Annotated in this window: 19 protein-coding genes and 1 tRNA gene; 8 read left to right on the top strand and 12 right to left on the bottom strand. The window is 61.4% G+C overall.

The features are described from left to right. Nucleotides 1-630: 630 nt before the first annotated feature. Together glnA and VWZ85_RS13210 are read right to left on the bottom strand one after the other, a co-directional pair. Entirely contained in the window at nt 631-2,037 is a 1,407-nt protein-coding gene (glnA, locus tag VWZ85_RS13215; protein WP_340545814.1) for a type I glutamate--ammonia ligase, read from the bottom strand. 92 nt (nt 2,038-2,129) lie between these two features. After that, nucleotides 2,130-2,468, bottom strand: coding sequence for a P-II family nitrogen regulator (locus VWZ85_RS13210; RefSeq protein WP_014874894.1), 339 nt, complete (start codon nt 2,466-2,468; stop codon nt 2,130-2,132). 195 nt (nt 2,469-2,663) lie between these two features. On the opposite strand from VWZ85_RS13210, the gene VWZ85_RS13205 reads away from it, so the two are divergent. Both VWZ85_RS13205 and VWZ85_RS13200 read left to right on the top strand, forming a co-directional pair. After that, complete coding sequence (locus VWZ85_RS13205) at nt 2,664-4,364, top strand: NAD(P)H-hydrate dehydratase (protein WP_416588674.1); 1,701 nt, start codon at nt 2,664-2,666, stop codon at nt 4,362-4,364. Between the two features lie 112 nt (nt 4,365-4,476). Continuing rightward, a tRNA-Leu gene (locus VWZ85_RS13200) sits at nt 4,477-4,561 on the top strand. Between the two features lie 414 nt (nt 4,562-4,975). On the opposite strand, the gene VWZ85_RS13195 is transcribed toward VWZ85_RS13200, so the two are convergent. After that, the gene (locus VWZ85_RS13195) at nt 4,976-7,180 is read right to left on the bottom strand and encodes a methyl-accepting chemotaxis protein (RefSeq protein WP_416588670.1); all 2,205 of its coding nucleotides are present in this window, start codon (nt 7,178-7,180) and stop codon (nt 4,976-4,978) included. A 373-nt stretch (nt 7,181-7,553) separates the two neighbouring features. Between VWZ85_RS13195 and VWZ85_RS13190 the strand changes: the two genes are divergently transcribed. Both VWZ85_RS13190 and tig read left to right on the top strand, forming a co-directional pair. Further along, entirely contained in the window at nt 7,554-8,684 is a 1,131-nt protein-coding gene (locus VWZ85_RS13190) for a porin (protein ID WP_416542182.1), read from the top strand. A gap of 242 nt (nt 8,685-8,926) precedes the next feature. Continuing rightward, nucleotides 8,927-10,258, top strand: a complete 1,332-nt coding sequence (gene tig / locus VWZ85_RS13185) for a trigger factor (protein WP_416534167.1) — start codon at nt 8,927-8,929, stop codon at nt 10,256-10,258. Between the two features lie 226 nt (nt 10,259-10,484). On the opposite strand, the gene VWZ85_RS13180 is transcribed toward tig, so the two are convergent. From VWZ85_RS13180 to rpsF, 7 genes are all read right to left on the bottom strand, one after another. Continuing rightward, entirely contained in the window at nt 10,485-11,771 is a 1,287-nt protein-coding gene (locus VWZ85_RS13180) for a calcium-binding protein (RefSeq protein ID WP_416588668.1), read from the bottom strand. A gap of 298 nt (nt 11,772-12,069) precedes the next feature. Continuing rightward, the gene (locus VWZ85_RS13175) at nt 12,070-14,028 is read right to left on the bottom strand and encodes a bifunctional 2',3'-cyclic-nucleotide 2'-phosphodiesterase/3'-nucleotidase (protein ID WP_340545808.1); all 1,959 of its coding nucleotides are present in this window, start codon (nt 14,026-14,028) and stop codon (nt 12,070-12,072) included. A 151-nt stretch (nt 14,029-14,179) separates the two neighbouring features. Beyond that, entirely contained in the window at nt 14,180-14,650 is a 471-nt protein-coding gene (locus tag VWZ85_RS13170; protein ID WP_340545807.1) for a lytic transglycosylase domain-containing protein, read from the bottom strand. Between the two features lie 404 nt (nt 14,651-15,054). After that, nucleotides 15,055-15,237, bottom strand: coding sequence for a peptidyl-tRNA hydrolase (locus VWZ85_RS13165; protein WP_340545806.1), 183 nt, complete (start codon nt 15,235-15,237; stop codon nt 15,055-15,057). Between the two features lie 269 nt (nt 15,238-15,506). After that, nucleotides 15,507-16,118 (bottom strand): 50S ribosomal protein L9, encoded by a 612-nt coding sequence (gene rplI, locus VWZ85_RS13160; RefSeq protein ID WP_340545805.1) that lies wholly within the window; start codon nt 16,116-16,118, stop codon nt 15,507-15,509. A 12-nt stretch (nt 16,119-16,130) separates the two neighbouring features. After that, nucleotides 16,131-16,358 (bottom strand): 30S ribosomal protein S18, encoded by a 228-nt coding sequence (gene rpsR / locus VWZ85_RS13155; protein WP_005982441.1) that lies wholly within the window; start codon nt 16,356-16,358, stop codon nt 16,131-16,133. Nucleotides 16,359-16,386: 28 nt separating this feature from the next. Then, nucleotides 16,387-16,740 (bottom strand): 30S ribosomal protein S6, encoded by a 354-nt coding sequence (gene rpsF, locus VWZ85_RS13150; RefSeq protein ID WP_340545804.1) that lies wholly within the window; start codon nt 16,738-16,740, stop codon nt 16,387-16,389. Nucleotides 16,741-17,331: 591 nt separating this feature from the next. Between rpsF and VWZ85_RS13145 the strand changes: the two genes are divergently transcribed. Together VWZ85_RS13145 and VWZ85_RS13140 are read left to right on the top strand one after the other, a co-directional pair. Next, entirely contained in the window at nt 17,332-17,913 is a 582-nt protein-coding gene (locus VWZ85_RS13145) for a hypothetical protein (protein WP_340545803.1), read from the top strand. Nucleotides 17,914-18,117: 204 nt separating this feature from the next. Continuing rightward, nucleotides 18,118-18,693: a YceI family protein gene (locus VWZ85_RS13140; RefSeq protein WP_416538903.1), complete on the top strand. Its 576-nt coding sequence runs from the start codon at nt 18,118-18,120 to the stop codon at nt 18,691-18,693. A 124-nt stretch (nt 18,694-18,817) separates the two neighbouring features. Here the strand turns inward: VWZ85_RS13140 and VWZ85_RS13135 are convergent, their stop codons facing one another. Further along, entirely contained in the window at nt 18,818-20,107 is a 1,290-nt protein-coding gene (locus VWZ85_RS13135; RefSeq protein ID WP_416588665.1) for an MFS transporter, read from the bottom strand. Nucleotides 20,108-20,233: 126 nt separating this feature from the next. Then, nucleotides 20,234-21,541, bottom strand: coding sequence for a cytochrome b/b6 domain-containing protein (locus VWZ85_RS13130; protein WP_416588662.1), 1,308 nt, complete (start codon nt 21,539-21,541; stop codon nt 20,234-20,236). Between the two features lie 186 nt (nt 21,542-21,727). On the opposite strand from VWZ85_RS13130, the gene fabD reads away from it, so the two are divergent. Then, nucleotides 21,728-22,660, top strand: a complete 933-nt coding sequence (gene fabD, locus VWZ85_RS13125) for an ACP S-malonyltransferase (RefSeq protein ID WP_416588659.1) — start codon at nt 21,728-21,730, stop codon at nt 22,658-22,660. Nucleotides 22,661-22,746: 86 nt separating this feature from the next. Next, nucleotides 22,747-23,484, top strand: coding sequence for a 3-oxoacyl-ACP reductase FabG (gene fabG, locus VWZ85_RS13120; RefSeq protein WP_340545798.1), 738 nt, complete (start codon nt 22,747-22,749; stop codon nt 23,482-23,484). Nucleotides 23,485-23,802 lie beyond the last annotated feature (318 nt).

Here is a 23,802-nt window from a genome sequence, read left to right as displayed (position 1 = left end):
ATTGGTAAAATAATCCTTAGGTTATTTGAATGCGTCGGTGACTCTAGCTATCATTTTGAAAATGTTGATATTTATTGCCAGTCGACCTGCTGTCACGCGACGAATGGGGCGAAACATGGGCGGGGAATGGTCACATTGATGCCGCAGCGATTGCCAATCGCCGCCAATCACTCGCAGTGTTTCCGATCAGTTGACGTAAGGGGAGCGTGTCAGAGGCGGGGGTGGCCGGAATCCGGTATGACGCGGGCCGCCGCTAGGCAAGGCCAAGTATGAAACGGGCAACATACCACCCGGTCATCGCGAGCAAAGCCCAGCCCGTCGCCGCCAGCAGCGCGCGTGAGATGCGATTTGGCCGGTAGGCCGCAAAAAGGCAGATGAGCGCCACGATCGGCATGGCGATGGGCAGTAGAACAGCAAGGATCATGCGGCGATGGAGACCGAGCGGCGGGGGGATGTCAAATCAAAAGTCGCCCCGTTGGGCCTGCACGCAATATCGCGTCGGCGGAGCGCTATGATCATATGTCGCAGCCACCCATATCTGACGAGGACGACGGCGAGCTGAGCTGCTGCGGCGCATATGAAAAAGGCGCCCCCCGAAGGGAGCGCCCAGTCAGCCTGCGTGATCGGGGATCAGCAGCTGTAGTACATGCCGTATTCCACCGGATGCGGGGTGTGTTCGTAGGTCTCCACCTCTTCCATCTTGAGGGCGATATAGCCTTCGATCTGGTCCTTGGTGAACACGTCGCCCTGCAACAGGAAGTCATGGTCGGCCGCCAGCGATTCCAGCGCTTCGCGCAGGCTGCCGCAGACGGTGGGGATGCCGGCCAGCTCTTCTGCGGGCAGGTCGTAGAGGTTCTTGTCCATGGCTTCGCCCGGATCAATCTTGTTCTTGATCCCGTCAAGGCCGGCCATCAGCAGGGCGGAGAAGGCCAGGTAGGGGTTTGCGGCCGGATCGGGGAAACGGGCTTCGACGCGCTTGGCCTTCGGGCTCTCGGTCCATGGGATCCGCACGCAGCCGGAGCGGTTGCGGGCGGAATAGGCGCGCAGAACCGGGGCCTCAAAGCCGGGGATCAGGCGCTTGTAGGAGTTGGTCGAGGGGTTGGTGAAGGCGTTCAGGGTCTTGGCGTGCTTCAGGATGCCACCAATGAAATACAGCGCTTCCTGGCTGAGATCGGCATATTTGTCGCCCGCGAACAGCGGCTTGCCGTCCTTCCAGATCGACATGTTCACATGCATGCCGGTGCCGTTGTCGCCATAGATCGGCTTCGGCATGAAGGTTGCGGATTTGCCGTAGGCATGTGCCACGTTGTGGATCACATATTTGTATTTCTGCAGCTCGTCGGCCTGTTTGGTCAGGCTGTCAAAGATCAGGCCCAGCTCGTGCTGGCACGAGGCCACCTCGTGATGGTGCTTGTCCACCTTCATGCCAAGACGCTTCATGGTCGAGAGCATTTCGGAGCGCAGGTCCTGGGCTTCGTCGATCGGGTTCACCGGGAAATAGCCGCCCTTCAGACCCGGACGGTGACCCATGTTGCCCATTTCATATTCGGTGTCGGTGTTCCAGGAGGCGTCGGTGGCGTCGACCTCGAAGGAGACTTTGTTGATGGTGTTGGAGAAGCGCACATCATCAAACAGGAAGAATTCTGCCTCGGGGCCCATATAGGCCACATCGCCGATGCCGGAGGATTTCAGATAGGCCTCTGCCTTCTGCGCGGTGCCGCGCGGATCGCGGGGGTAGGCTTCGCCGGTATCGGGCTCAACCACGGAGCAATGGATGCAGATGGTCTTTTCGGCATAGAACGGATCGACATAGGCCGAGCTGGTGTCGAGGATCAGTTTCATGTCGGAGTTTTCGATCGACTTCCAGCCGGCGATGGAGGAGCCATCGAACATGAAGCCCTCTTCGAGGAAATCTTCATCCACCAGGTCGACGTCCACGGTCACGTGCTGGAGCTTGCCCCGCACATCGGTGAAACGGATGTCGACATAGGCGGCATCTTCGTCTTTGATCATCTTCAGAACTGCGTCTGCGCTCATTTCCAATGGTCCTTCTGATCTTTTTGTCTTGAGAGTGTCCGGGCTGGCCTGCCGCGCGGCGACAGGGACAGCCGAGTATTATGTGGTCAGGCTCAGAGCGCGTCCGAACCGGTTTCCCCGGTGCGGATGCGGATTGCCTGCTCAACGGGCGAGACAAAGATTTTGCCGTCGCCGATCTTGTCGGTCTTGGCTGCTGCCACAATCGCCTCGATGGCGGCATCAACCTGATCATCGTCAAGAACCACCTCGATTTTCACCTTCGGCAGGAAATCGACGACATATTCGGCGCCACGGTAGAGCTCGGTATGACCTTTTTGACGGCCAAAACCCTTGACCTCGATCACCGAAAGACCCTGTACGCCCACGTCCTGCAAGGCTTCTTTCACCTCGTCGAGTTTGAACGGCTTGATGATGGCTTCGATCTTTTTCATCGGGGTGACTCCTCGCAACCTTGTCGAGAGAGGTCAGATCACTTCTACTGAGCCGCGACAACAAGAGCTGCAAGCGCTGCGGCGAAACTGCGCAGGATTTCATCGGATGTGCCTAAAAATTAGGCAGTGCGCCCGTTTTATGCGCAGTTCTGAATCCGTCCCGCCGTTTGCTGCCCCAATCGAGAGGTCAAAGGAATGAGCGAATTGCTGACCGCTGCCCAGATGCGCGCCATTGAACAGGCCGCCATCGGCTCTGGCGAGGTCACCGGTCTGGAGCTGATGGAGCGGGCAGGGCGGGGCGTGGTCGAGGCCATTTTCGAGGAATGGCCGGAGCTGGCGGGGCCTGCGGCTACCCAAGTGGGGGGCGCTGCCCCCCGGCCTGCGGCCTCCCCCCGGGATATTTCTGGCCAGAAGAACGGTGCCGAAGGACCCTACCGTGCCGTGGTACTCTGCGGGCCGGGCAACAATGGCGGCGACGGTTTTGTGGTGGCGCGACTGTTGAAGCAGCGCGGCTGGGGGGTGGAGGTGTTCCTTTATGGAGACCCGGACAAGCTGCCGACGGATGCGAAGGTGAATTATGAGCGGTGGCGGGAGCTGGGAGCAGTCGTTCCATATCTCGACACTGGGAGTGGCGCATTTGCACTGGATCCTGCAAAGCACCGGGAAAACACTCTTCTTGTTGATGCGCTGTTTGGAACTGGACTTACGCGGCCGGTCGAGACGTTCAATTCGTTTGGCCGGCTAACCGAGATAACCAAGTGGCGTCTGTCAGAAAGCTCCAGAACGGGGGCTTTCCCGGCGCCCCGCGTGGTCTCAATTGACCTACCCAGCGGGGCGTGCACGGACTCGGGCAAACTGCTGCGTAGTAAGGAACCGGCACGGGAATTTGAGGCAATCCGCGCTGATCTCACGGTGACCTTTCACAGCCGGAAGTTGGCGCATGTCCTGGCAGATGGACCCGAGCAGTCAGGCAGGGTTGTGGTCAAAAGCATCGGCCTGAAAACAGGGCAAGGTGCCGCAACTGGCGGCGTCGTGACCTCGGTTGCGCCACAGATAATGTCGAAGCGAAGCGGTCATCACAAATACACCCACGGCCACGCCCTCATCCTCTCCGGCGGACATGGCCGAACCGGTGCCGCGCGTCTTGCCGCCCGCGGAGCGCTTCGCATCGGGGCAGGGCTGGTGACCGTCGGCTCGCCGCGATCGGCGATGATGGAAAATGCCAGTCAGCTGACGGCGATCATGCTGCGGCAGATCGACGGCGCGCATGGGGTCAGCGAGCTTCTGGAGGACAAGCGGTTCAATGCGGTCTGCCTTGGCCCCGGATTGGGGCGCGGGGCCGACACCCAGGCGGTGGTCATGGCGGTGTTGAAGGAAAAACGCGCCACCGTTCTGGATGCTGATGCGCTGACCCGGTTCGAGCTGAAACCCGACGTCCTGTTTGAGGCCCTGCACGACACCTGCGTGATCACGCCCCATGGCGGCGAGTTTGCCCGGCTGTTCCCGGATATCGCAGAAAAACTGGCAGCACCCGCCACCTCCGGTCCCGCCTATTCCAAGGTCGACGCCACCCGTGAGGCGGCCAGACGCGCGGGCTGCGTGGTGCTGTTCAAGGGGCCCGATACGGTGATCGCCGCGCCGGACGGGCGCTGCTCGGTCAATTCCGCCCATTACGAGCGCTCCGCGCCCTGGCTGGCCACCGCCGGGTCGGGCGATGTGCTGGCAGGCTTCATCACCGGGCTGCTGGCGCGCGGGTTTTCCCCGATGCAGGCGTCCGAGACCGCCGCCTATATTCACGTCGAATGCGCGCTGGAATTCGGTCCCGGGCTGATTGCCGAGGATCTGCCCGAGCAGATCCCTTGCGTGTTGCGCAGGCTTGAGGGGCGAACCGGATAGCCGGGGCAGGGCGCGGGTGAAAAAGTTGCGCCCGAACCGCGCTTTCCCTTTTGCATCCGTCAAAAAGCTTTGCTATTGAGCGCTTCACGGTGGCTGTGACCACCGACAGGATGCGGGTGTGGCGAAATTGGTAGACGCACCAGATTTAGGTTCTGGCGCCGCAAGGCGTGGGGGTTCAAGTCCCTCCACCCGCACCATTTTTCACAGATCGTGTAGGATGACCCGGCCTATTGGGGCCGGTCTACCCCTTTGGCACCAGCTTTGACTTTCGCCCTTCGCGGCATCTGTACCGAGGACAATGTCGCCATCGGCGGGGCGGTGGATGCCATGCGTGGTGCTCTGGCTGATCTGCGTCGTCTTGATCAGCTCAGGCCCGTCTTTGATCGGCACCTGCGCCGCTGCCTGACTGGCGCGGATCGACCCTTTGGGGGATATCTTTGGCGGATATGATGAAACGCCCGGGTTGGCGGGCGTTTCAGGGGGCAGGTCAGGGGGCAGCAGGTCAGGGGGCGGAACTGGGCTCATCAGACTGCGACACCGGTCGTTGATGCCTTGGCCAGCCTCAGGTCCGACCGCAGCGCCAGCTGGGGCAGTGCGGTCAGACCGTCTGATCAGGCGGATTGGGCGTAGGCAATATCCTCATCGTCATAGGCCGGTTGCTCCCAGCTGTCGGCGATGGGTTCAGCATCGCGGTGTCCGGTGCCGGAAGGGCTGATGGTAAAGCCGGAGATCGCCCGGACCAATGTCTGCGCCTCCTCGCGCAGCATCTGGCCGGCGGCGGCGGTCTGCTCCAGCATGGCGGAGTTCTTCTGCGCATTCTGGTCCAGGGAGACGACGGCGGTGTTAACCTCTGACAGACCATTGGACTGCTCGACCGTGGTGGCGGCGATCTGCTCAACCTTGCCGACCACCGCTTCGACCGAGCTTTGGATCGAGGCCAGCGCGGTGCCGGTCTGATCGACCAGTTTCACGCCCTGGGCAACCTCGCGGGTGCTGACCTCAATCAGCGCGTTGATCTCCTGCACGGCGTCCGCAGAACGCTGCGCGAGGCCGCGCACCTCGGAGGCGACGACGGCAAAGCCGCGGCCTGCTTCTCCCGCGCGGGCGGCCTCGACCCCGGCGTTCAACGCCAAGAGATTGGTCTGAAAGGCAAGATCTTCGATCAGGTCGGTGATCTTGGCGATGGCGCCAGACGAATCCTCGATCCGCTGCATGGCGCTGATGGTCTGGCTGGCCAGTTCGCTGGTGGAGCGCGCCTGGGCAAAGGCGTCGCGCACGATATCCTTGGCCTGATCCGACCCTTCGGCGGTGCCGCGCACGGTGTCGTCCAATGTCTGCAGCGCAGCGGCGGTTTCTTCCAGGGAGGCGGCGGAGGTTTCTCCGCGGCGCGAGGCGTCCTCGGCGGCGGCCGCAATTTCTGCGGCGGTGGAATTCAGCACCTCGCTGCTGTGCGACAGTTGCCGCACCATGTTGGTGAGGCTGTCGCTGAGGTTGTCGACCGCATCGGCGATTTCCTTGAAAATCCCCTTCTGACCGTCGGGCATGCGCTGCGTGAGGTCACCTGCCGCCAGCGTGTCGAGCACCTGCCTGATATCGCCGAGGCCGCCCTCTGCCGCGTCGCCGATGGCATTCACACCGCGGCCCAGATCCGCAAAGGAGCCGCTGGCGTCCCCGATCTGCAACCGTTTGGAAAAGTCTCCGGCAGCGCAGGCGCTGATGACCTCGGCAATTTCGCGGGTCAGCTTGTCCTTCATCTCATTGTCGGCGCGCAGGTCCTCCACGGCGGCGGCAATGGTCGAGACCTCTTTGATGCGCGACTGCGGCGCCGGAGTGGAGAAATCGCCCGCCATGATCTTTTGCAGCACCAGATTGACCCGCGACAGCGGACGCGAGATCCCGATGGCAAGGGCAAATGCCACCACGACAAAGACCCCAAGCCCGCCAAAGCCTGCCTTCATAGCATTGGCATTGGCGGTGGCGATGGCCTCGGCGGCGCTGGCATGGATCATGTCCAGCCGGGCCGAGGTGAGGTCGTTCATCTTGGCCAGGATCGGCGCGCTAGCGGTTTCGATTTCATTCAGGGCCTGATAGTGGCCGTCGATCACCTTGGTCTCCTCGGCATAGGCGTTGAAGGAGTTCTGATAGGCGGTCAACAGGCTGCCGATCCGGGCCCGCTGCGAGATGTTCTTGTAATAGCTGCCGGGGAACGCACGGAATTCATCCACGCGGGCGTTCAGCCGGTCGATGTATTTTGTGTCGTGGCGCATGATGAAATCTTTCTCATGGCGCCGCATCATCAGCATCTTCACCTTCATCTCGGGCTCTGCTGTGTCTTCCAATGCCTTTTCGATGCTCCGCACAGAGCTGCGCAGCGCCCCCTGAAGCCCGTCGGTCTCATCAAAGCCCAACCGCTCCTGGCTGGCGACCACGTCGGCAAACCCGGCTTCATAGGCGGCGATTTCACTGGCCAGCAGGCTCAGCGTCTGTGCAGCCTCACTCATGTTATCCAACTCGGTGATCTGCATCCTTGCAGTCTCCAGCCGGTTGCGCAGATGCGCCATGGTCTCAGCCTGGGTGGCGATCACCTCCTGGCTCGGCTTCAGGCGAAACCCCATCTCAACAATGCGGGCGTTCTGAAAATCGCTGCTGGCCTCGGCGAGGGTCTTTGCAAACCCCTCCACGGCGACCACTTCAGTCTCGATCCCCGTGCGCAGCTGATCGGTGTATCGCGACAGGGCGATGAGCGCGAACATGACCGCGCTGGCCAGAAAGACGATCAGAAAGATGGCCGTCTTGATGGAAGTTTTGAATCTCATAGTCTGGGTACCTGCTTTGTCGATCTGCCACAGCTAACGAGCGCCCCTTAATAAACTGTGGAAATCCGCCGTTTGACGGCATGTTTCACTGAATATTCCACCAAAATGTCGACGTTTTCTGGGGGGAGCGATGTTTCGGCCCGATTGGTCAGCCTGAGGCAGCTGGGCGGCGCAGAAATTCCGGACCGATCGGCGCGATGCCGCGCAGCGGGTGATCACAATCGAGCGAGAATTCCGCCCACAGCTGGCAAGGGAACCGGCGCGGCTTATTTCAAGAGTGCAGCACCAGAAAATCGCGTGATAGCACCTGTGACAGGTCGGCCTCTCAGGGATGGAGAGGGAGCCGCCCTGAACAATATTGGAGCATCTCCTCATGAACACCAAAATTGCCTCTCACCTTGGCGTGACAGCCCTGATGTCCGGTCTTGTTGCCGGGCTGGCGGTTCCCGCCTTTGCCGGGCCCACCTACGAGAACAGCTCCGGCGGCAGCTTCCGCTACTATGGTCAGTTCAACCCCTCGTTCCAGTCGTTCGACGATGGCAGTGACGATTTCAGCACGCTGGTGGACAACGCCAATTCCAACTCGCGCATCGGCTTCTGGCTCGAACAGCCCTTTGGCGAGAACACCCTGCGGTTCAATTTCGAAACCGCTCTTGGGCTGCGCTCATCCGATGGGGTGAACCAGAACGGCCGTCCGCAGAACATCAGCTGGGACCGTACCCGGATCCGCAAGGTCGATATTCAATACGCAACACCGCGCTACGGCACCTTCTCCTTTGGTCAGGGTTCGATGGCCTCTGACGGGCTGGCGGAATCCGATTTCTCCGGCACCAGTGTCATTCAGACGTCAGCCATCGGGGATTCCGCTGGCGGCTTCCTGTTCCGCACCTCCACCGGTACGCTGTCAGGCGTCAACATCGGCTCGGCCTTCCGCAGCTTCGATGGCGGGCGGCTTGGCCGGGTGCGCTATGATACGCCGGAATTCAGCGGCTTTACCGTCTCGGCCTCTTACGGCGAAGAGATCCTGCGCTCAAATTCCGACCGCGAAGCCTATGATATCGCTGTGCGGTACAATAACGACGATCTTGGTGATTTCGCCATTCAGGGCGCGCTGGGGGCGGTCTGGAACGAAAACGGGCCGGGCACCAAAACCCGCGATATCGTGGCCTCCTTTGCCACGCTGCACGAACCAAGCGGAGTCTCGCTTGCGGTTGCGGCAGGGGATCGCGACACCGGCGGCGATTATGCCTTTGCCAAGCTGGGCTATACCGCGAATTTCCTGGCCGTGGGCGCGACCTCCTTTGCCATCGATTATTATGACGGCTCGGATATGGTCACCAGTGGCGACAACGCTGAATCCTGGGGCGTTGCAGCGGTGCAGAATTTCGACGGTCTGAACCTGGAAACCTATGTGGCCTACCGCGACTATTCCTATGCGGACACCTCTGGGACCAGCTATCAGGACAGTTCCTCCATCATGGCAGGCGCCCGCTGGAAGTTCTGATCGCCAGCGCCAGGGCAGCGCGATCCGCTGCGCCCTGAACGGCATCCGCGCAATCGGATTATGGAAAACACGTCCTTTGGGGCGTGTTTTCTGTTTTCGGGGCCAAAAAACGCCGCAACCGGCGCTGACCGGGCGGCTGCGGGGGCAATCCCTCTTGCGCCGCCGCGCTTGTGCAAATAGAAGGCCACAAATTGTCTGGGGGAGCGCCCGCGCGCGCGCCCCGAATCTCTATGGGGAATATGATGCAGGTCACCGAGACGCTGAACGAAGGTCTGAAACGCGGCTACGCGATCACCGTTACCGCCGCCGAGCTGGATGCGAAGGTCAATGAAAAACTCGTCGAGGCACAGCCCGAAGTCGAGATGAAGGGCTTCCGCAAGGGCAAGGTTCCCATGGCGCTGCTGAAGAAGCAGTTCGGCCAGCGTCTGATCGGCGAAGCCATGCAGGAAACCATCGACGGTGCGATGAACAAGCACTTCGAGGAAAGCGGTGACCGTCCGGCGATGCAGCCCGACGTCAAGATGACCAACGAAGACTGGAAAGAGGGCGACGACGTCAACGTCGAGATGTCCTATGAGGCACTGCCTGAAATCCCCGAAGTTGATCTCTCCGGCGTTGAGCTGGAAAAGCTGGTGGTCAAAGCAGACGACGCCGCAGTTGATGAGGCGCTGGCCAACCTGGCCGAGACCGCCAAGGAATTCGAAGCCCGCGAAGAGGGTGCTGCCGCTGAAGATGGCGATCAGGTTGTGATCGACTTCGTCGGCAAGGTAGACGGCGAAGCCTTCGACGGCGGCGCAGGCGAAGACTACCCGCTGGTGCTGGGCTCCAACTCCTTCATCCCCGGTTTCGAAGACCAGCTGGTCGGCACCAAGGCAGGTGACGAAAAAGACGTCACCGTCACTTTCCCCGAGCAGTACCAGGCCGAGCATCTGGCCGGTAAGGAAGCCGTATTCACCTGCACCGTGAAAGAGGTCAAAGCCGCCAAGGCAGCAGAGATCAACGACGAGCTGGCGAAGAAATTCGGCGCCGAGGACCTCGCCGCGCTGAAAGGTCAGATCTCCGAGCGTCTGGAAGCAGAATACGCCGGTGCGGCCCGCGCGGTGATGAAGCGTGGCCTTCTGGACAAGCTGGACGATCTGGTCTCCTTCGACCTGCCGCCCTCGCTGGTCGAAGCCGAAGCCAAGCAGATCGCACATCAGCTGTGGCACGAGGAAAACCCCGAGGTTCACGATCACAACCACGGTGAAATCGAGCCGACTGACGAGCACAACAAACTGGCAGAGCGCCGCGTCCGTCTGGGCCTGTTGCTGGCCGAGCTGGGTCAGAAAGCCGAGGTCGAAGTGACCGATGCGGAAATGACCCAGGCCATCATGAGCCAGGCACGCCAGTACCCGGGCCAGGAACGCCAGTTCTTTGAGTTCATCCAGCAGAACGCTCAGATGCAGCAGCAGTTGCGCGCACCGATCTTCGAAGACAAGGTCATCGATCACATCGCCGAGCAGGCCAAAGTGAGCGAGAAAGAAGTGTCCAAGGACGACCTGCAGGCCGCAGTCGAAGCTCTGGAAGAAGAATAAGTCAGATCCCGGATCCCGCCAGGCGCGGATCCGAGGTGTGCCAACGCGCAAGGCCGTCCCTTAAGGGGGCGGCCTTTTTGTTTGGCGGTGAGCGTGGGGCGGAGTAGGAGCGGTCTAAGGCATAAGAAAACCGCCGTGGAGGCGAACTCCAGGGCGGTTGTCTGATCACTCGGTTGTTTGACCTCTCGGTTGTCAGATCACCCGATGGTCTTGCGGTGGTGCCCGCTCAGAACAGAAAATTATCGGAACTGGCGAGTTCCTCGACGGTGATATTTTCAACCGTGACCACAACATTGTCAAAAGACATCACGACGTGATCACCTCTGGTCGTAAAATCGAGCTGATTGATGTTCTGTGCGCCGCTGAGGATGTCGATCTTGTCCATGCCCAGTTCAAAATCGCGGATACGGGCGCGCCCGTGGTTGCTGCCGAAGGCAAATGTGTCGGCCCCATCGCCCCCGATCATCAGGTCGTTACCACCCTGACCAAACAGCAGGTCATTGCCATTGCCGCCGATCAATGTGTCATTGCCCGCACCGGCGCGGATCGTGTCGGCCCCGTGCGAACCGTTGAGTTTGTCATCGCCGCCCTGGCCAATCAGCCGGTCGCGCCCGCCGCCACCGCGTAGATCATCATCACCCGCACGGCCTGCAAGCCGGTCGTTGCCGCCGCGCCCTGACAGCAGGTCATTTGCATCGGTTCCATCCAGAATGTCCCGGCTGACGGTGCCCAGCAGGGTCTCACCAACCAGGACGGGCTCGCTTGGCTGCGGCCCGCCCATGTCCAGCGGTGCGGTGCCGCCTGCCTTGCGATCCTGCCAGAAGGCAATCAGCGCGTCGGCCGTGGGGCTGTCGTAACCGCCGAAATCTTTCACGTATTTCAGGATCGAGGTGCCGTATTCATCGGTCGAGGCGGTATCGCTCAGCAAGAGCGTCGCCAGCCCCGAAGCACCGCGCAGATGCGCCGCAGCCATCAGCCCGGTCAGCGAGAGGGTAACATCCACCATGGCGCCATTGACATCGCGATAGGTCACGGTCTCGCCGACAAAATCGCTGATGCTGCGCCCCTGCCGACCGAGATAGTAGCTCAGCATCTCGAAGTTATAGCCAAACGCCTCATTGATGGCGGTGTCCTGTGCGGCGTGGGATTTGAAATCATCCAGGCTGTTGACGCCATTTTTCCCGGTCCAGGTGCCATCCCAGCGGTTGATGGTATCACCGCCCAGGTAGTAAACGTCGTCCTGATAATAACCGAGGTCAATCAGCAGCGCCTCGCCGAACTGATAGCCGACAAAGCCCAGCGAATTGGTGGAGTGATAGGCCATGTCCCGCCATTGGGTGTCGCTCAGCTGGCCCCAGCTGCTGAGGCCGGGATAGAAGCTGCTGACTGGCGCGCCGACCCATTGCGTCAGCTGCGCGTCGCTGATCTGCCCCGCATTGTAGCGGTCCCGGTCCCAGCCCGATTCAAACGCCAGAAGCGCATTTCGAAAATCGTTGAAACTGCCGTTTGGCATCGGAACTGCTCCTCTTGCTCATCAACCGTCTTGATGCGGGTCGCTGTTGTGCAGCGCTGATCGACACCTCGCATGTCGGAAAACTCTGCCGCAAGAAGGGGGCAGAAATTTGGCAAACAAATGCCTAAAAAGCAGTAAGGAGAGCGCAAATTTGCTCGAAATTTGTAAAAATTAACCTTTAGGGCGCCCCTCAATAACTTGTGTGCAAGCGGGGCGTGTGCGCCTAAATATGCCGCCCGACCAAGTTTGGCCGGGCGGCGAGAATCATTTCATTTTGCACAAATCGGAAACAGTTTGTTCACAGCGCAATTCTGTAGCGTGCAAAGCCATCCGGCCCTTCACCCGCAGGTTCTATTGCAATGCTCTCGACACTGTCCACATAGGCCGCCGCCTTGGGGCCGGTGTCAAACAGCACCGAGGTGTCCGCCAGCGGGGCAAAGCGCCAGTTGGCATCGGCGCGCGGGCTGATGGTGCCCTTCTCGACGATATAGCGCACGATCACATCGCGGTTGGTGTCCGGCCCCTCGAACACGATGGTATCCCCCATCGCGCCGGGGAAGGCTCCGCCACCGCCAGCACGATAGTTGTTGGTGGCGATAATGAACTCCTGTGCGGGATCGATTGGCGCGCCGTTGAACTCGAGATTGACGATGCGGTTGGCGTCGGGATTCTCCAGCTCCCCCTTCGGCCCGAACTTCGAGGGCTGCGACAGGTCGATCTGATAGGTCACCCCGTCGATCACGTCAAAGTTGTAGCTCGGGAAGGCGGGATTGAGCAGCACCTGATCGGCCTCGCCGGGGGTAATCTGGTTGAACATGCCGGCAGAGCGTTCCAGCCAGTCCTTAACCTGCGCGCCGGTCACCCGCACCGCACGGGCGGTGTTGGGGTAGAGGTAGAGGTCGGCGACATTCTTGATCGCCACATCGCCTTTTGGAACGTCGGTGTAATACTCCGCACCACCGCGGCCGCCGGCCTTGAACGGGGCCGCAGCTGACAGGATCGGCAGGCCTTCATGCTCGGTGCCCTTCAGCATCTGTTCGATATACCAGGTCTGCGCAATCGACACGATCTGCACCGAGGGATCATCGGCGACCAGTGCAAAATAGCTGTGCAGCGGCGCGTCGGTTTTGCCCACGGCGCGGCGGACATATTGCAGCGTCTCGTCATGTTCTTTCTGCGCAGCTGCCAGCACCGCAGGGGCACTTTCGACCAGGGCGGTGATCGACCGGTCCTCTTCGCGCCGCGAAATCGGGCGCGCCTCCGAGGCATGGCCCACCACGCGCCAGCCGCTGCCGTCCCGCTCCAGCATCAGGTCGATCAGACCCATATGGCTGCCCCAGAAACCGCCCATTGTGGCGGGGGTTCCGTGGATGGTGCCCTTGTCGACATCCACCCCGGCAAAATCCGCATAGGTCGAGGAGGGGAAGACCAGATGCGAATGGCCGGTCATGATGGCGTCGATGCCCTCGACGGCTGCCAGCGGCACCGAGGCATTCTCCATCCCGTCGGTCTCATCGGCGCTGCCGATCCCGGAATGTGACAGGGCGATAATGATGTCGGCGCCTTTTTCCTTCATCTCCGGCACATAGGCGCGGGCGGATTGCAGAATGTCGCGGGCCTGCACATTGCCTTCCAGATGGCGACGGTCCCAGTTCATCACCTGCGGCGGCACAAAGCCGATCAGCCCGATCTTGATGGGATGACGGTTGCCCGCGCCATCGGTCAGCTCGCGCTCCAGGATCACATAGGGCGGCAGCAGGGTCTTGTCGTCACGCGGGCCGGCACCGGTGGATGTGGCGACATTGGCGCAGACCACCGGGAACTCGGCCCCGGCGAGGGATTTCATCAGGAAATCCAGCCCGTAGTTGAACTCATGATTGCCCAGCGTCGAGCCGTCAAAGCCAACGGCGTTCATCGCCTGGATGACCGGATGGGTGTCGCCTTCCTTCATGCCGCGCTCATAGGCGATGTAATCGCCCATCGGATTGCCCTGCAGGAAGTCGCCATTGTCCAGCAGCAGCGAATTGGTCGCCTCGGCGCGAATATCGCCGATCAGCGAGGCCGTGCGCGCCAGCCCGACAGTGTCGCGCGGCTTGTCGGCGTAATAATCATAGGGAAACACATGCACATGCAGGTCGGTGGTCTCCATCAGGCGCAGATGCACCTGATTGGAAGCCGCCTGAACCGAAAACGGATGCAGCGCGATCAGACCGGCACTGCCGGCCAGAAAGGACCGGCGATCTAGTTGAATAGGCATTTTTCACTCCGACGTCTTTTTATTACAGACATCCATGCTAGCAGAAAAACGCCTTCGGTCACGTGACAGTTTTGCGCTAACAATCAGAGTGGCAAGCTGCCGCGTAAGATATCATAACTCTTTGTGATATCGTGGTTTTCAAGCGGTCTGATCAGGGGCGCAGCCCGGTTTCGCGCAACATGCCCCGCCGTTTTGCGGCATAGTAGTAGCCGCGCGAATAGTGTTTTACCGCCTGATCGTAGCTGCCATCGGAGAGGAGCCAGGCCCCGCGCAGATATTTCACCGCATATTTCAGGTTGGTATCGGCATCCAGCAGATCCTTCGGCTTGCCGCGAAACCCCATGGAGCGGGCAGTGGCCGGCAGGATCTGCAACAGCCCGTAGTAGGGCCGGTTGACCGCCCAGGGCCGATGGGTGCTCTCGCGGATGGCAAGGCGGTGGACCAGCGGGCGCGGCACCTCATAGTGGTCGGCCCAGAAATTGATCTTGCGGCGAAGCTCCGGCGTCTCGTTGGGATAGAGCGGCGGCGTTGCGGCGCGCTCGGTTGCGGCGGGTGCCTCGCCACATGCGGCAAGGGCCAGCGGGCTGAGAATAATGGCCAGAGCCGTTCTGCGATCAATCATGGATACTGCCTGTCTAAACCCCGAATACGCCGGATCGGCGGCAGATTAGGGCGCGCCTGCGGCTTGGGCAAATGGCGCGGGAACCCATCGGCGGATATCCCCCGACCGTGGCAGGCTGTCCGATGATCGCCCGCAATCCGGGGCCATCAGCCGGGATTGGACCCCCGGCGCGGCGATCCGCATGACCGGTCAGGGTGCCCCGGCTAGGGCGGGCGCTGATGGATCAAATTTTAACGGCTAAGAATTTGTCGGCGCTGATCGACTGCCGCATGATCCACGCGCGCATGAACCGGGCCTTGCCCTGTCCCAACACGGCTCCCGTGCCTGCGGCCCGATTGGGACGCCCATGCAAAGGGGCTGCGGGGGCCGAGCCTTCGTGGCCCCGTCTGCAACGCCCGCATGGTTCAGGGTTGGATCACCCGGTCAGGGTTGTGCCGGGTCAGCTCGGCGGTGATCAGCTCCGGTGGCACCAGATTGCTGATCGGTTCGCCCCTGTATTTCGGGTTTTCAAAGCTGAAGTTGCGCAAGAGCCGCAGCAGCAGGCGTCGCCGCAGCGCCGTTTCTTCCCGGATCAGATCCTCTTCCATGCTTACCCCCAGACACCAGACGCAGGCCTGGCACGACAGTCACAACCACACGTGCGCATAAACACGCGCTCCCGGAGCGATCGCTCAGGGCGGGATCTAGGCTTGCAGAAACCGGCAAAGACGAGGTTACCCGCGCCGCAGTTTCTGCGGAGAGTTTGAGGCGATTTTGATCTGTCAGCAGCGCAATCCAGCTGCGGCCGCCGCAGATATGAAAAAGGCCGCCCCGATCCGGGGCGGCCTCTCTCGATCTCGGATAGATCCAATGCCGATCAGGCGTTGGTCTCTTCGTCGTCTGCGGCCGGGGCTGCATCGTCGTCGTCGGATGCGGCAGAGCCGATATCGTCGAACAGTTCGGAGATTTCGAATTCAGCAGCGGCTTCTTCTTCAGCGGCCAGCTCTTGAATCGATTTGCCCGAGGCTTGCAGCTCAGCTTCTTCGACCGAACGCGCAACGTTCAGTTTGATCTGAACTTCGACTTCAGGGTGCAGCTTCACAACAACGCTGTGCAGACCCAGTTCCTTGATCGGCGAAAGCAGGGCAACCTGCTTCTTGTCGACCGAGAAACCTTCTGCGGTGGCGGCTTCTGCGGCGTCACGGGGGGTGACGGAGCCGTAGAGGGCGCCAGCGTCAGACGCGGAGCGAATCACGATGAACTGCTGACCGTCCAGCTTCTCTGCCAGAGCTTCCGCTTCTTTCTTGGTTTCCAGATTGCGCGCTTCGAACTGCGCTTTCTGTTCCTCAAAACGAGCGATGTTGTTCTGCGACGCGGTCAGCGCCTTGCCTTGCGGCAGCAGGAAGTTGCGAGCATAGCCGGGCTTTACGTCCACGACTTCGCCCATTTGGCCCAGTTTGGCCACACGTTCCAGAAGGATAACTTGCATGTGCTTATCTCCTTACTTCACGGCGTAGGGCAGCAGGGCGAGGAAGCGGGCGCGCTTGATAGCACGGGCCAGTTCACGCTGCTTCTTTGCCGAAACGGCGGTGATGCGCGACGGCACGATCTTACCACGTTCGGAAATGTAGCGCTGCAGAAGACGGGTGTCTTTGTAGTCGATTTTCGGCGCATTGTCGCCCGAGAACGGGCATACTTTACGACGACGGAAAAACGGTTTGGCTGCCATGGTTTAGCGTCCTTTTCTCAAGCGTTGATCAGCGGCGCTCACGACGCGTGTCGCGCTCATCGCGCTTCTGCATCTGAACCGAGGGGCCGTCTTCATGTGCGTCAACCTTGATGGTCAGAACGCGCATCACGTCATCATGCAGGCGCATCAGACGCTCCATTTCCTGGATCGCCGCTGCCGAAGCATCGGTCTTCAGGAAGGAGTAGTGGCCCTTACGATTTTTGTTGATCTTATAGGCCATCGTCTTGACGCCCCAGTACTCGCTGTCGACCAGCTTACCGCCGTTGTCGGACAGAACAGCACCGAAATGTTCGATGAGGCCTTCAGCTTGCGAGTTGGACAGGTCCTGACGCGCAATCATGACATGCTCGTAGAGTGGCATGTGAACTCCAGTTTTTGTCTAGGCGCATTTCATAGACGGGGCGGTTGTCCCTTCCGCTGCCCTGTCACGAGAGTCTGCGCGGATCGAAAATGTCGCGGAAGGAAGCCCCCATATACAGGCTCAGACCAAAAGGGCAAGGCCCGTTTCCCGCCGCGTGCCCCTGTGCTCCTCCAGATGTCCCTCTGCGCCCACGTTGCCAGTGGTCGCTGGGGTTTGATCCATAGCCTGTGAACCAAATTTTAGCAAAATTATGCAAAGCTGAGAATGGGCCACGGATCCGACAGGGCGAACCTCTTTCGCCAGCGGCCCGATCAGACCCCGCGCGCTAGCCCGGAGGGGTCAAGACGGAACCGGGGGCAGGGCGGCTGCATCTGCATATGACCTATTGAGGCCCGTTGACAAAGGGGCTGCCTATTACGGCGGATCACGACCCGTATTTACCGCAACTCCGCCCCATTTAAGCCCCAATGCTGGCGTCAATCTTGGTTAATCAAATGTTAACCATCCCGCCAGTCACAGACCAACAGGCGCAGCAGGCGTCACAGGCAAGGCAGGACAGACAGACCGCGTTAAGAGTGAAAGGGACCAGAGATGAGCATCCTCGAACCATCCGAGATCGGTTTTCAGCCCATGCAGCCGGGTCGATTTGGCAAGGTCATGCGGCGCGCGTCCTCTCAGTCTCCTGCCGCCAGACGGCTGGCCCATCTGGCCCGGTCGGCACCAATGAACCTTCAGATGCAGGCCAACTGGCCGGTCCGCTCGCTGCTGCTGCGCATTCTTGGGGGCGGTATGGTGATGGGCGCCACCGGCCTCTGGCTGCTGCCTGACGCAGGTTTCGATCCGCAGATGTCGCTGATCCGGATCGGGATTTCCGTGGCCTTTCTGTTTGTCGGCCTGATCCTGCTGACCTCGCATCACCCCGACAGCCAGCCGGAGGCCTGTTTCGACCCGATCCGGCGCGAGCTGAGGATCCTGCGCAAGACACGGCGCGGCGCACCGCGGATTGTCCTGCGGCGCAGCTACAGCAGCCTTGGCGGCGTGCGGCTCTCCGCCCATGCCATCTCGGTTCTGGATATCGACGGCGCAGTGCTGATGGAGCTGCCGATCGACAGCACCGAAACCCGCCTGCGGCTGCGCGATCAGCTGAGCGGCGCCCTACCGATCTTCAGCTAGGCGCTCCAGATCTCTGGCGGAACGCCTTGGCCCGCCGCCACCGCCTGCCGACATCACAACTGCGCGAGAACCGGCCTCTGTGCGTCAATGCGGCTTGGGTTGTTCATCTGAACACAGATAGTGTTGGCTTTTGCGGGCTTTCCTTTCTGATGACAAAGTCTTCAACTGGGAAACGAAGTCACACGGTCCAACGGAGCCAAGATTATGAAAACCACTCTCTTTGCCGCCGCCCTGATGGGGGCCGCCGCCACCACCGCCTTTGCCGCCCCTGAAGCCTACAAGCTGGATTCGAGCCACAGCCAGGTGGTGTTCAGCTACAATCACCTTGGTTTCTCGACCACCTACGGCATGTTCTCGGGGTTTGAGGGTGAAATCGCCTTTGATCAGGAAAACCCCGAAGCCTCCAGCGTCTCGGTGTCGATGCCCGCGCAATCCATGCTGACTGGCTGGGAAGCGCGCTTTGACCATTTCATGTCAAAAGATTTCTTTGGCGCCGATGATGCGGAGATGATCAGCTTCAAATCCACCGGCATCAAGGTCACCGGCGAGAATACCGCAGAAATCACCGGCGACCTGACCCTGAACGGCGTCACCAAATCCGTGGTTCTGGACGCCAAGCTGAACCAGGTCGGCGAACACCCGATGGCGGGCAAGCCCTGGGCCGGTTTCGACGCCACCACAACCCTGCTGCGCTCGGACTACGAGCTGGGCAAATTCGCCCCCTTCGTCAGCGACGAGGTCGAGGTTAAGATCTCGGTCGAGGCGATGAAGGCCGAATAACCAGACCGCACGGCGGAGGGGTCACCCCCGCCACCCACCGATCCAGAACCGCCGCCCCTTGCCGGGTGGCGGTTTTTTTGTCCCTGTAAGTGCGTCCCTGTACGAGTGAGCGCGCACCCGTCAGCTATTCGGCGATTGCCGCCAGCCGTCTGACCAACACCAAGATCAGCATCATCGCAATCACCAGAAACACCGCACCGACGATCCAGGCGACCGGTGTCGAGTAGATATCGGCGACAGCTCCGGCCAGAATCAGGCCCGATGCGGCCCCCAACTGTTGGATCAGCGACCGCAAAGACAGCATGGTCGAGCGTTGACCGTCGCCAACGCAGCGATGCAGGATGCTGCTGGCCGGGGTTTCGCAGACCCCCAGAAACACGGAATAGAGGACAAACACCGTCACAAAGCCGACGATGCTGCCTTGCAGCGCCAATGCGATCTGAACCCCTGCCAGACAGGCAAAACCCGCCGCCAGCGTCATGGCGTGCCGCCGTTTGAAAATCCGGCTGATGGGCACGGACAGGGACGCGCCGAAAGCGATGGCGAAGAAATAGCTGGCAGTGACGATACCGATGACGGTGTTTGCATAGCGCTCGTCCAGCATCGGCTTTGCATGGGTCGGCCAGATCACCTCAACAGGGTTGGTCGCCATCAAAAAGAACGCCAGCGCTGCCAGAAGGATCGACAGAGCGGGATGTCTGAGGGCCAGACGGCTCGCGTCCCCTATCACCATCGGCACATTCGCAAAGCCGTGCTTGAGAGCCGTGGCGCTCATCGGGCGCGGTGTTTCGACAATGGCCAGTACCGTGAAAACAAACACGCCCGACATCACGACGACGCTCGCAAGGTAGGACACATCATAAATGCTGAACCCAAGGCGTTTTGCGACCTCGCCGCAGAGATCGGGCAGAAGACCTCCCAGAATGGCGCCAATCGCCAAACCTATGGCATTGGCCCATTGCGCTTTGGCCAGTGCGGGCTGGACATCGACATTGGGGGCGGCGGCTTTGAAGGTTTCAACAAACCAGGCATCCAGCGTGCCCGACCGAAGCGCGCGGCCAAAGCCGATGAATGCAAACGACAGCGCCAGAACATAAAAATCGCTCGTAGAGAGAAAAAGCACGAGCGAGATCAGGCTGGCGACAACCGCCGTCAAGAAGACCGGCCTGCGCCCGATGCTGTCGGCAAGGCCACCAAACGGCAGCTCCATCGCCATCGTCGTGAGCGCGTAGATCCCGAAGAGAAACGAGATCTGCAACAGGTCCATGCCCCGGTCGGTCAAGGCCAGAGCAACCACGGCAACCGTCAGCCCCATCGCAAAACGGTCAAGGAACTGGTGTATTTGAAACACGCGAATGTGCCGTCGTACCGACGGGTTCAGTGCCGCAAAAGAGAACTCGATTTCGGTGGTCATCTTCGCAGCATCACCGGTGCTGCCGCGCGGCACAATACCTTAAGTGGGCCAGAACCTGCGGGACTATATGTCCCCATGGGGGGGGGCACGCGGCGGCCATCCCCCCCTGATCTGTGCCCACATCCGTCAGGGGGCGGCGCGGCTGGCGGTCAGGTCGACAGCGATGGTCACCGCATAGGCAAGCGAGCTTTCGTCCTGCACGCCCTGGCCGATGTTGAAATCCAGCCGGTTCACTTCGGCACTGCCGGAGATTGTGGCGGTGTCACCGTTCAGATCCAGCGTGAAGGGCAGGCGCAGCGGCACCTCCTGATCGCGGATCCGCAGGGTGCCCTCAGCGATATATCCATCTGCCAGCTTCTCGATCTCGGCGCGGAACTCTGCGGTGGGATAGGTGGAACTGTCAAAGTAATCCGGCCCCATCGCCTGATCAGTGACAGATCCGAGCTTCAGCGAGGGGATCGCCACGGTGACGGTGACCGCGCCGGCGGGGCCGGGGGCGGCAGGGTCCTCGAAATCAATCACTGCCTGCCAGCGGTCGAACTGGCCGCGCACCTCGCTGCCCATCTGCACGATGGTGAGCGCCAATGTGCCATCCTCGACCCGCCAGTTGCCGGCCGTGTCAGACGCCATCGTTGCGGCAGGATCGCCGCCATCTGTGGTCTCGGATCCAGCCTCATGTGCGGTGGCACCCGGCGCGCCATGGCTGTGCGGCGCATAAAGGCCGAAGGCGCCGCCGCCGGCTAGCACCAGGACCCAGATCGCCAGCGCCACCAGCACCGGCGCCGCCCCATGGGGGGTCTGCTCTGGCACCGTCACCTGGGGCGCGCGTCCTGGCAGCATCCGGCGCAGAGTGGCGTCGCGGTCGATCACCTCATGTTTCAGGGCCCCGGCAATATGCAGCCCCAAAGCCACCGCAAGGGTCCAGACAAACAGCCAGTGCAGCCCGCCAAACAGCGCCGCCAAGGTTTCAGATTTCGCCACAAACGGCAGGTTCTGACCAAAGGGCCACCAGATCGGCGCAAATCCCGTGGTTGCGGCGTGATGGATCCAGCCGGTCAGGGGGGCCGCCACCAGCGCCCCGTAAAGCAGCCAGTGCACCACCTCCGCCAGCAGCGTCTCGGCCCGCCGCTCCGGGTGCAGCGGCACCGGCTTGGGCTGGCTCAGCGCCCAGAGAATGCGCAGCAGCGCGGTCAGGAACAACGCCAGCCCCAGGGTCTTGTGCAGTGAAAACAGCAGCGCCGCGCGGGTCAGCGTGGCCTGTGCGCCGTCAAACTCCGGGCTTTGAATATGGTGCGCCAGATCATTGGCAAAATAACCAAGCGGGAACACCGCCAGCATCAATAGGGCTGTCAGCCAGTGAAAACCTTTGGCAACGCTGCCATAGTGGCGGGCGGTATTCTGGCGAAGCGCGGGGGCGCGGGCAGGGGAGGACACGGGCGATGAGACCTTCTCATAGGGGGCGACAGGAATACCCTATCCCTTCAGCGGTTTGACACAACACGCATCTCTGTCAGCTGATGCACAGCACCGGTGCGCCCGCGCGAAGGCTATGCTTGTACGCAGCGTCACCTGCGTCTAAACCCGATGCAACGCAGATATGCAGACAAGATGAGGTCTCAGATGACAATTGCATTCGTGTTTCCAGGGCAGGGCGCGCAGACGATCGGTATGGGCAAAGCCCTGGCCGAGGCCTATCCGGCAGCCAAAGCGGTCTTTGACGAGGTGGACGCCGCACTGGGAGAGGCGCTGAGCCAGCTGATCTGGGAGGGCGACATCGAAACCCTGACCCTCACGCAGAACGCCCAGCCGGCGCTGATGGCGACCTCGCTCGCCGCCATGCGCGCGCTGGAGGCTGAGGGTGTCAGCATCGACAAGGCGGCGTTTGTCGCCGGTCACAGCCTTGGCGAATATTCCGCATTGGCCGCAGCCGGGGCGATTTCCGTCGCCGACACCGCGCGCCTGCTGCGCATTCGCGGCAAGGCGATGCAAAGCGCCGTGCCGGTCGGCGAGGGCGCGATGGCCGCCATTCTGGGGCTCGACCTCGAGGCGGTGCGCGCCGTTGCAGACGCCGCCGCACAAGGCGAGGTCTGTCAGGCCGCCAATGACAACGACCCCACTCAGGTCGTGGTCTCCGGCGCCAAGGCCGCCGTTGAACGCGCCGCTGAAATCGCCAAGGAAAAAGGCGCCAAACGCGCCGTGATGCTGCCGGTCAGCGCGCCCTTCCACTGCGCCCTGATGCAGCCTGCCGCCGATGTCATGGCCGAGGCGCTGGCCGGGGTCGAGATCACCTCTCCTGCGGTTCCGCTGATCGCCAACGTCCGCGCCGATGCGGTCACCGATCCGGCTGAAATCCGCCAGCTTCTGGTCGAGCAGGTGACCGGCTCTGTGCGCTGGCGCGAAAGCGTGCAGACCATGGCCGCCAAAGGCGTGATCGAATTCTGGGAAATCGGCGCGGGCAAGGCGCTCTCCGGCATGATCCGCAAAATCGACCGCAATCTGGCCTGCCGTCAGATCGGCACCGCCGAGGACGTGGCAGCCATCACCGCGGGCTGAACGCGGAAATTTCATTAATATTCCGGCCCGTTGTCTTCCAAAGAAAACGGCGGACCGCGGGCCGGGGATGAGACAAAGGAAATCATATGTTTGATCTGACTGGAAAAACCGCCCTCATCACCGGGGCATCTGGTGGTATTGGCGGCGATATCGCCCGCGCCCTGCACGCCGCTGGCGCCACCGTGGGCCTCTCCGGGACCCGCGAGGCTCCGCTGCAGGAACTGGCGGCGGAACTTGGCGAGCGCGCCCATGTGCTGCCCTGCAACCTCTCCGATGCAGAGGCGGTCGAGGCGCTGCCGAAACAGGCGATCGCGGCGATGGGCTCGGTGGATATTCTGGTCAACAACGCCGGCATCACCCGCGACAATCTGTTCATGCGGATGAAGGATGAGGAATGGGCCAGCGTGCTGGAGGTGAACCTTACCTCGACCATGCGCCTGTGCCGGGGTGTTCTGCGCGGCATGATGAAGGCGCGCTGGGGCCGGATCATCAATATCTCGTCCATCGTGGGGGCCACCGGCAACCCCGGTCAGGGCAATTACGCCGCCGCTAAGGCCGGTATGGTCGGCATGTCCAAATCGCTGGCCTATGAGGTCGCCAACCGCGGCATTACGGTCAATGCCGTGGCTCCCGGCTTTATCGCCACCGCCATGACAGACAAGCTGAACGACGCCCAGAAAGACGCGATCCTGACCCAGATCCCCAGCGGTCGGATGGGCACCCCGGAGGAAATCGCCTCCGCCGTTTTGTATCTGGCCAGCGCCGAGGCAGGCTATGTCACCGGCACCACCCTGCATGTGAACGGCGGCATGGCCATGCTGTGATCCCGGGGCGCGATCCGGGCTGCAACCGGGGCCGCCGAGACCCCGGTTAGGCTTTGCGGTGACGCCGAGTCACCTGGTCCCGCCGCCGGTCCTCCGGTGGCGGGTTCTGCGTTCCGGCCGCCGCGTCAGATGTGGCCTCTATGCCTCAGGCCGGGGGGATTTTCGGTGCCGCCAGCGCGGCATCGCACAAGATTGGTCGCGGGGTTTTGCGATCCCGCCCCGCAGCTGGCCCGGTTATCCGGGACGAAATACGGCCATCCTCAGGATGGATGACCAGCTGAAAGTCGCTGCAAAATAACGGAAAATGACCTGCGGCGG

Source organism: Phaeobacter sp. JH20_29 (genome assembly GCF_048056175.1).
In the GTDB taxonomy this organism is placed as follows: Bacteria; Pseudomonadota; Alphaproteobacteria; order Rhodobacterales; family Rhodobacteraceae; genus Phaeobacter; species Phaeobacter bryozoorum.
The sequence above is the reverse complement of the archived record's forward strand: the minus strand, read 5'-3'. Positions and strand labels throughout refer to the sequence as shown.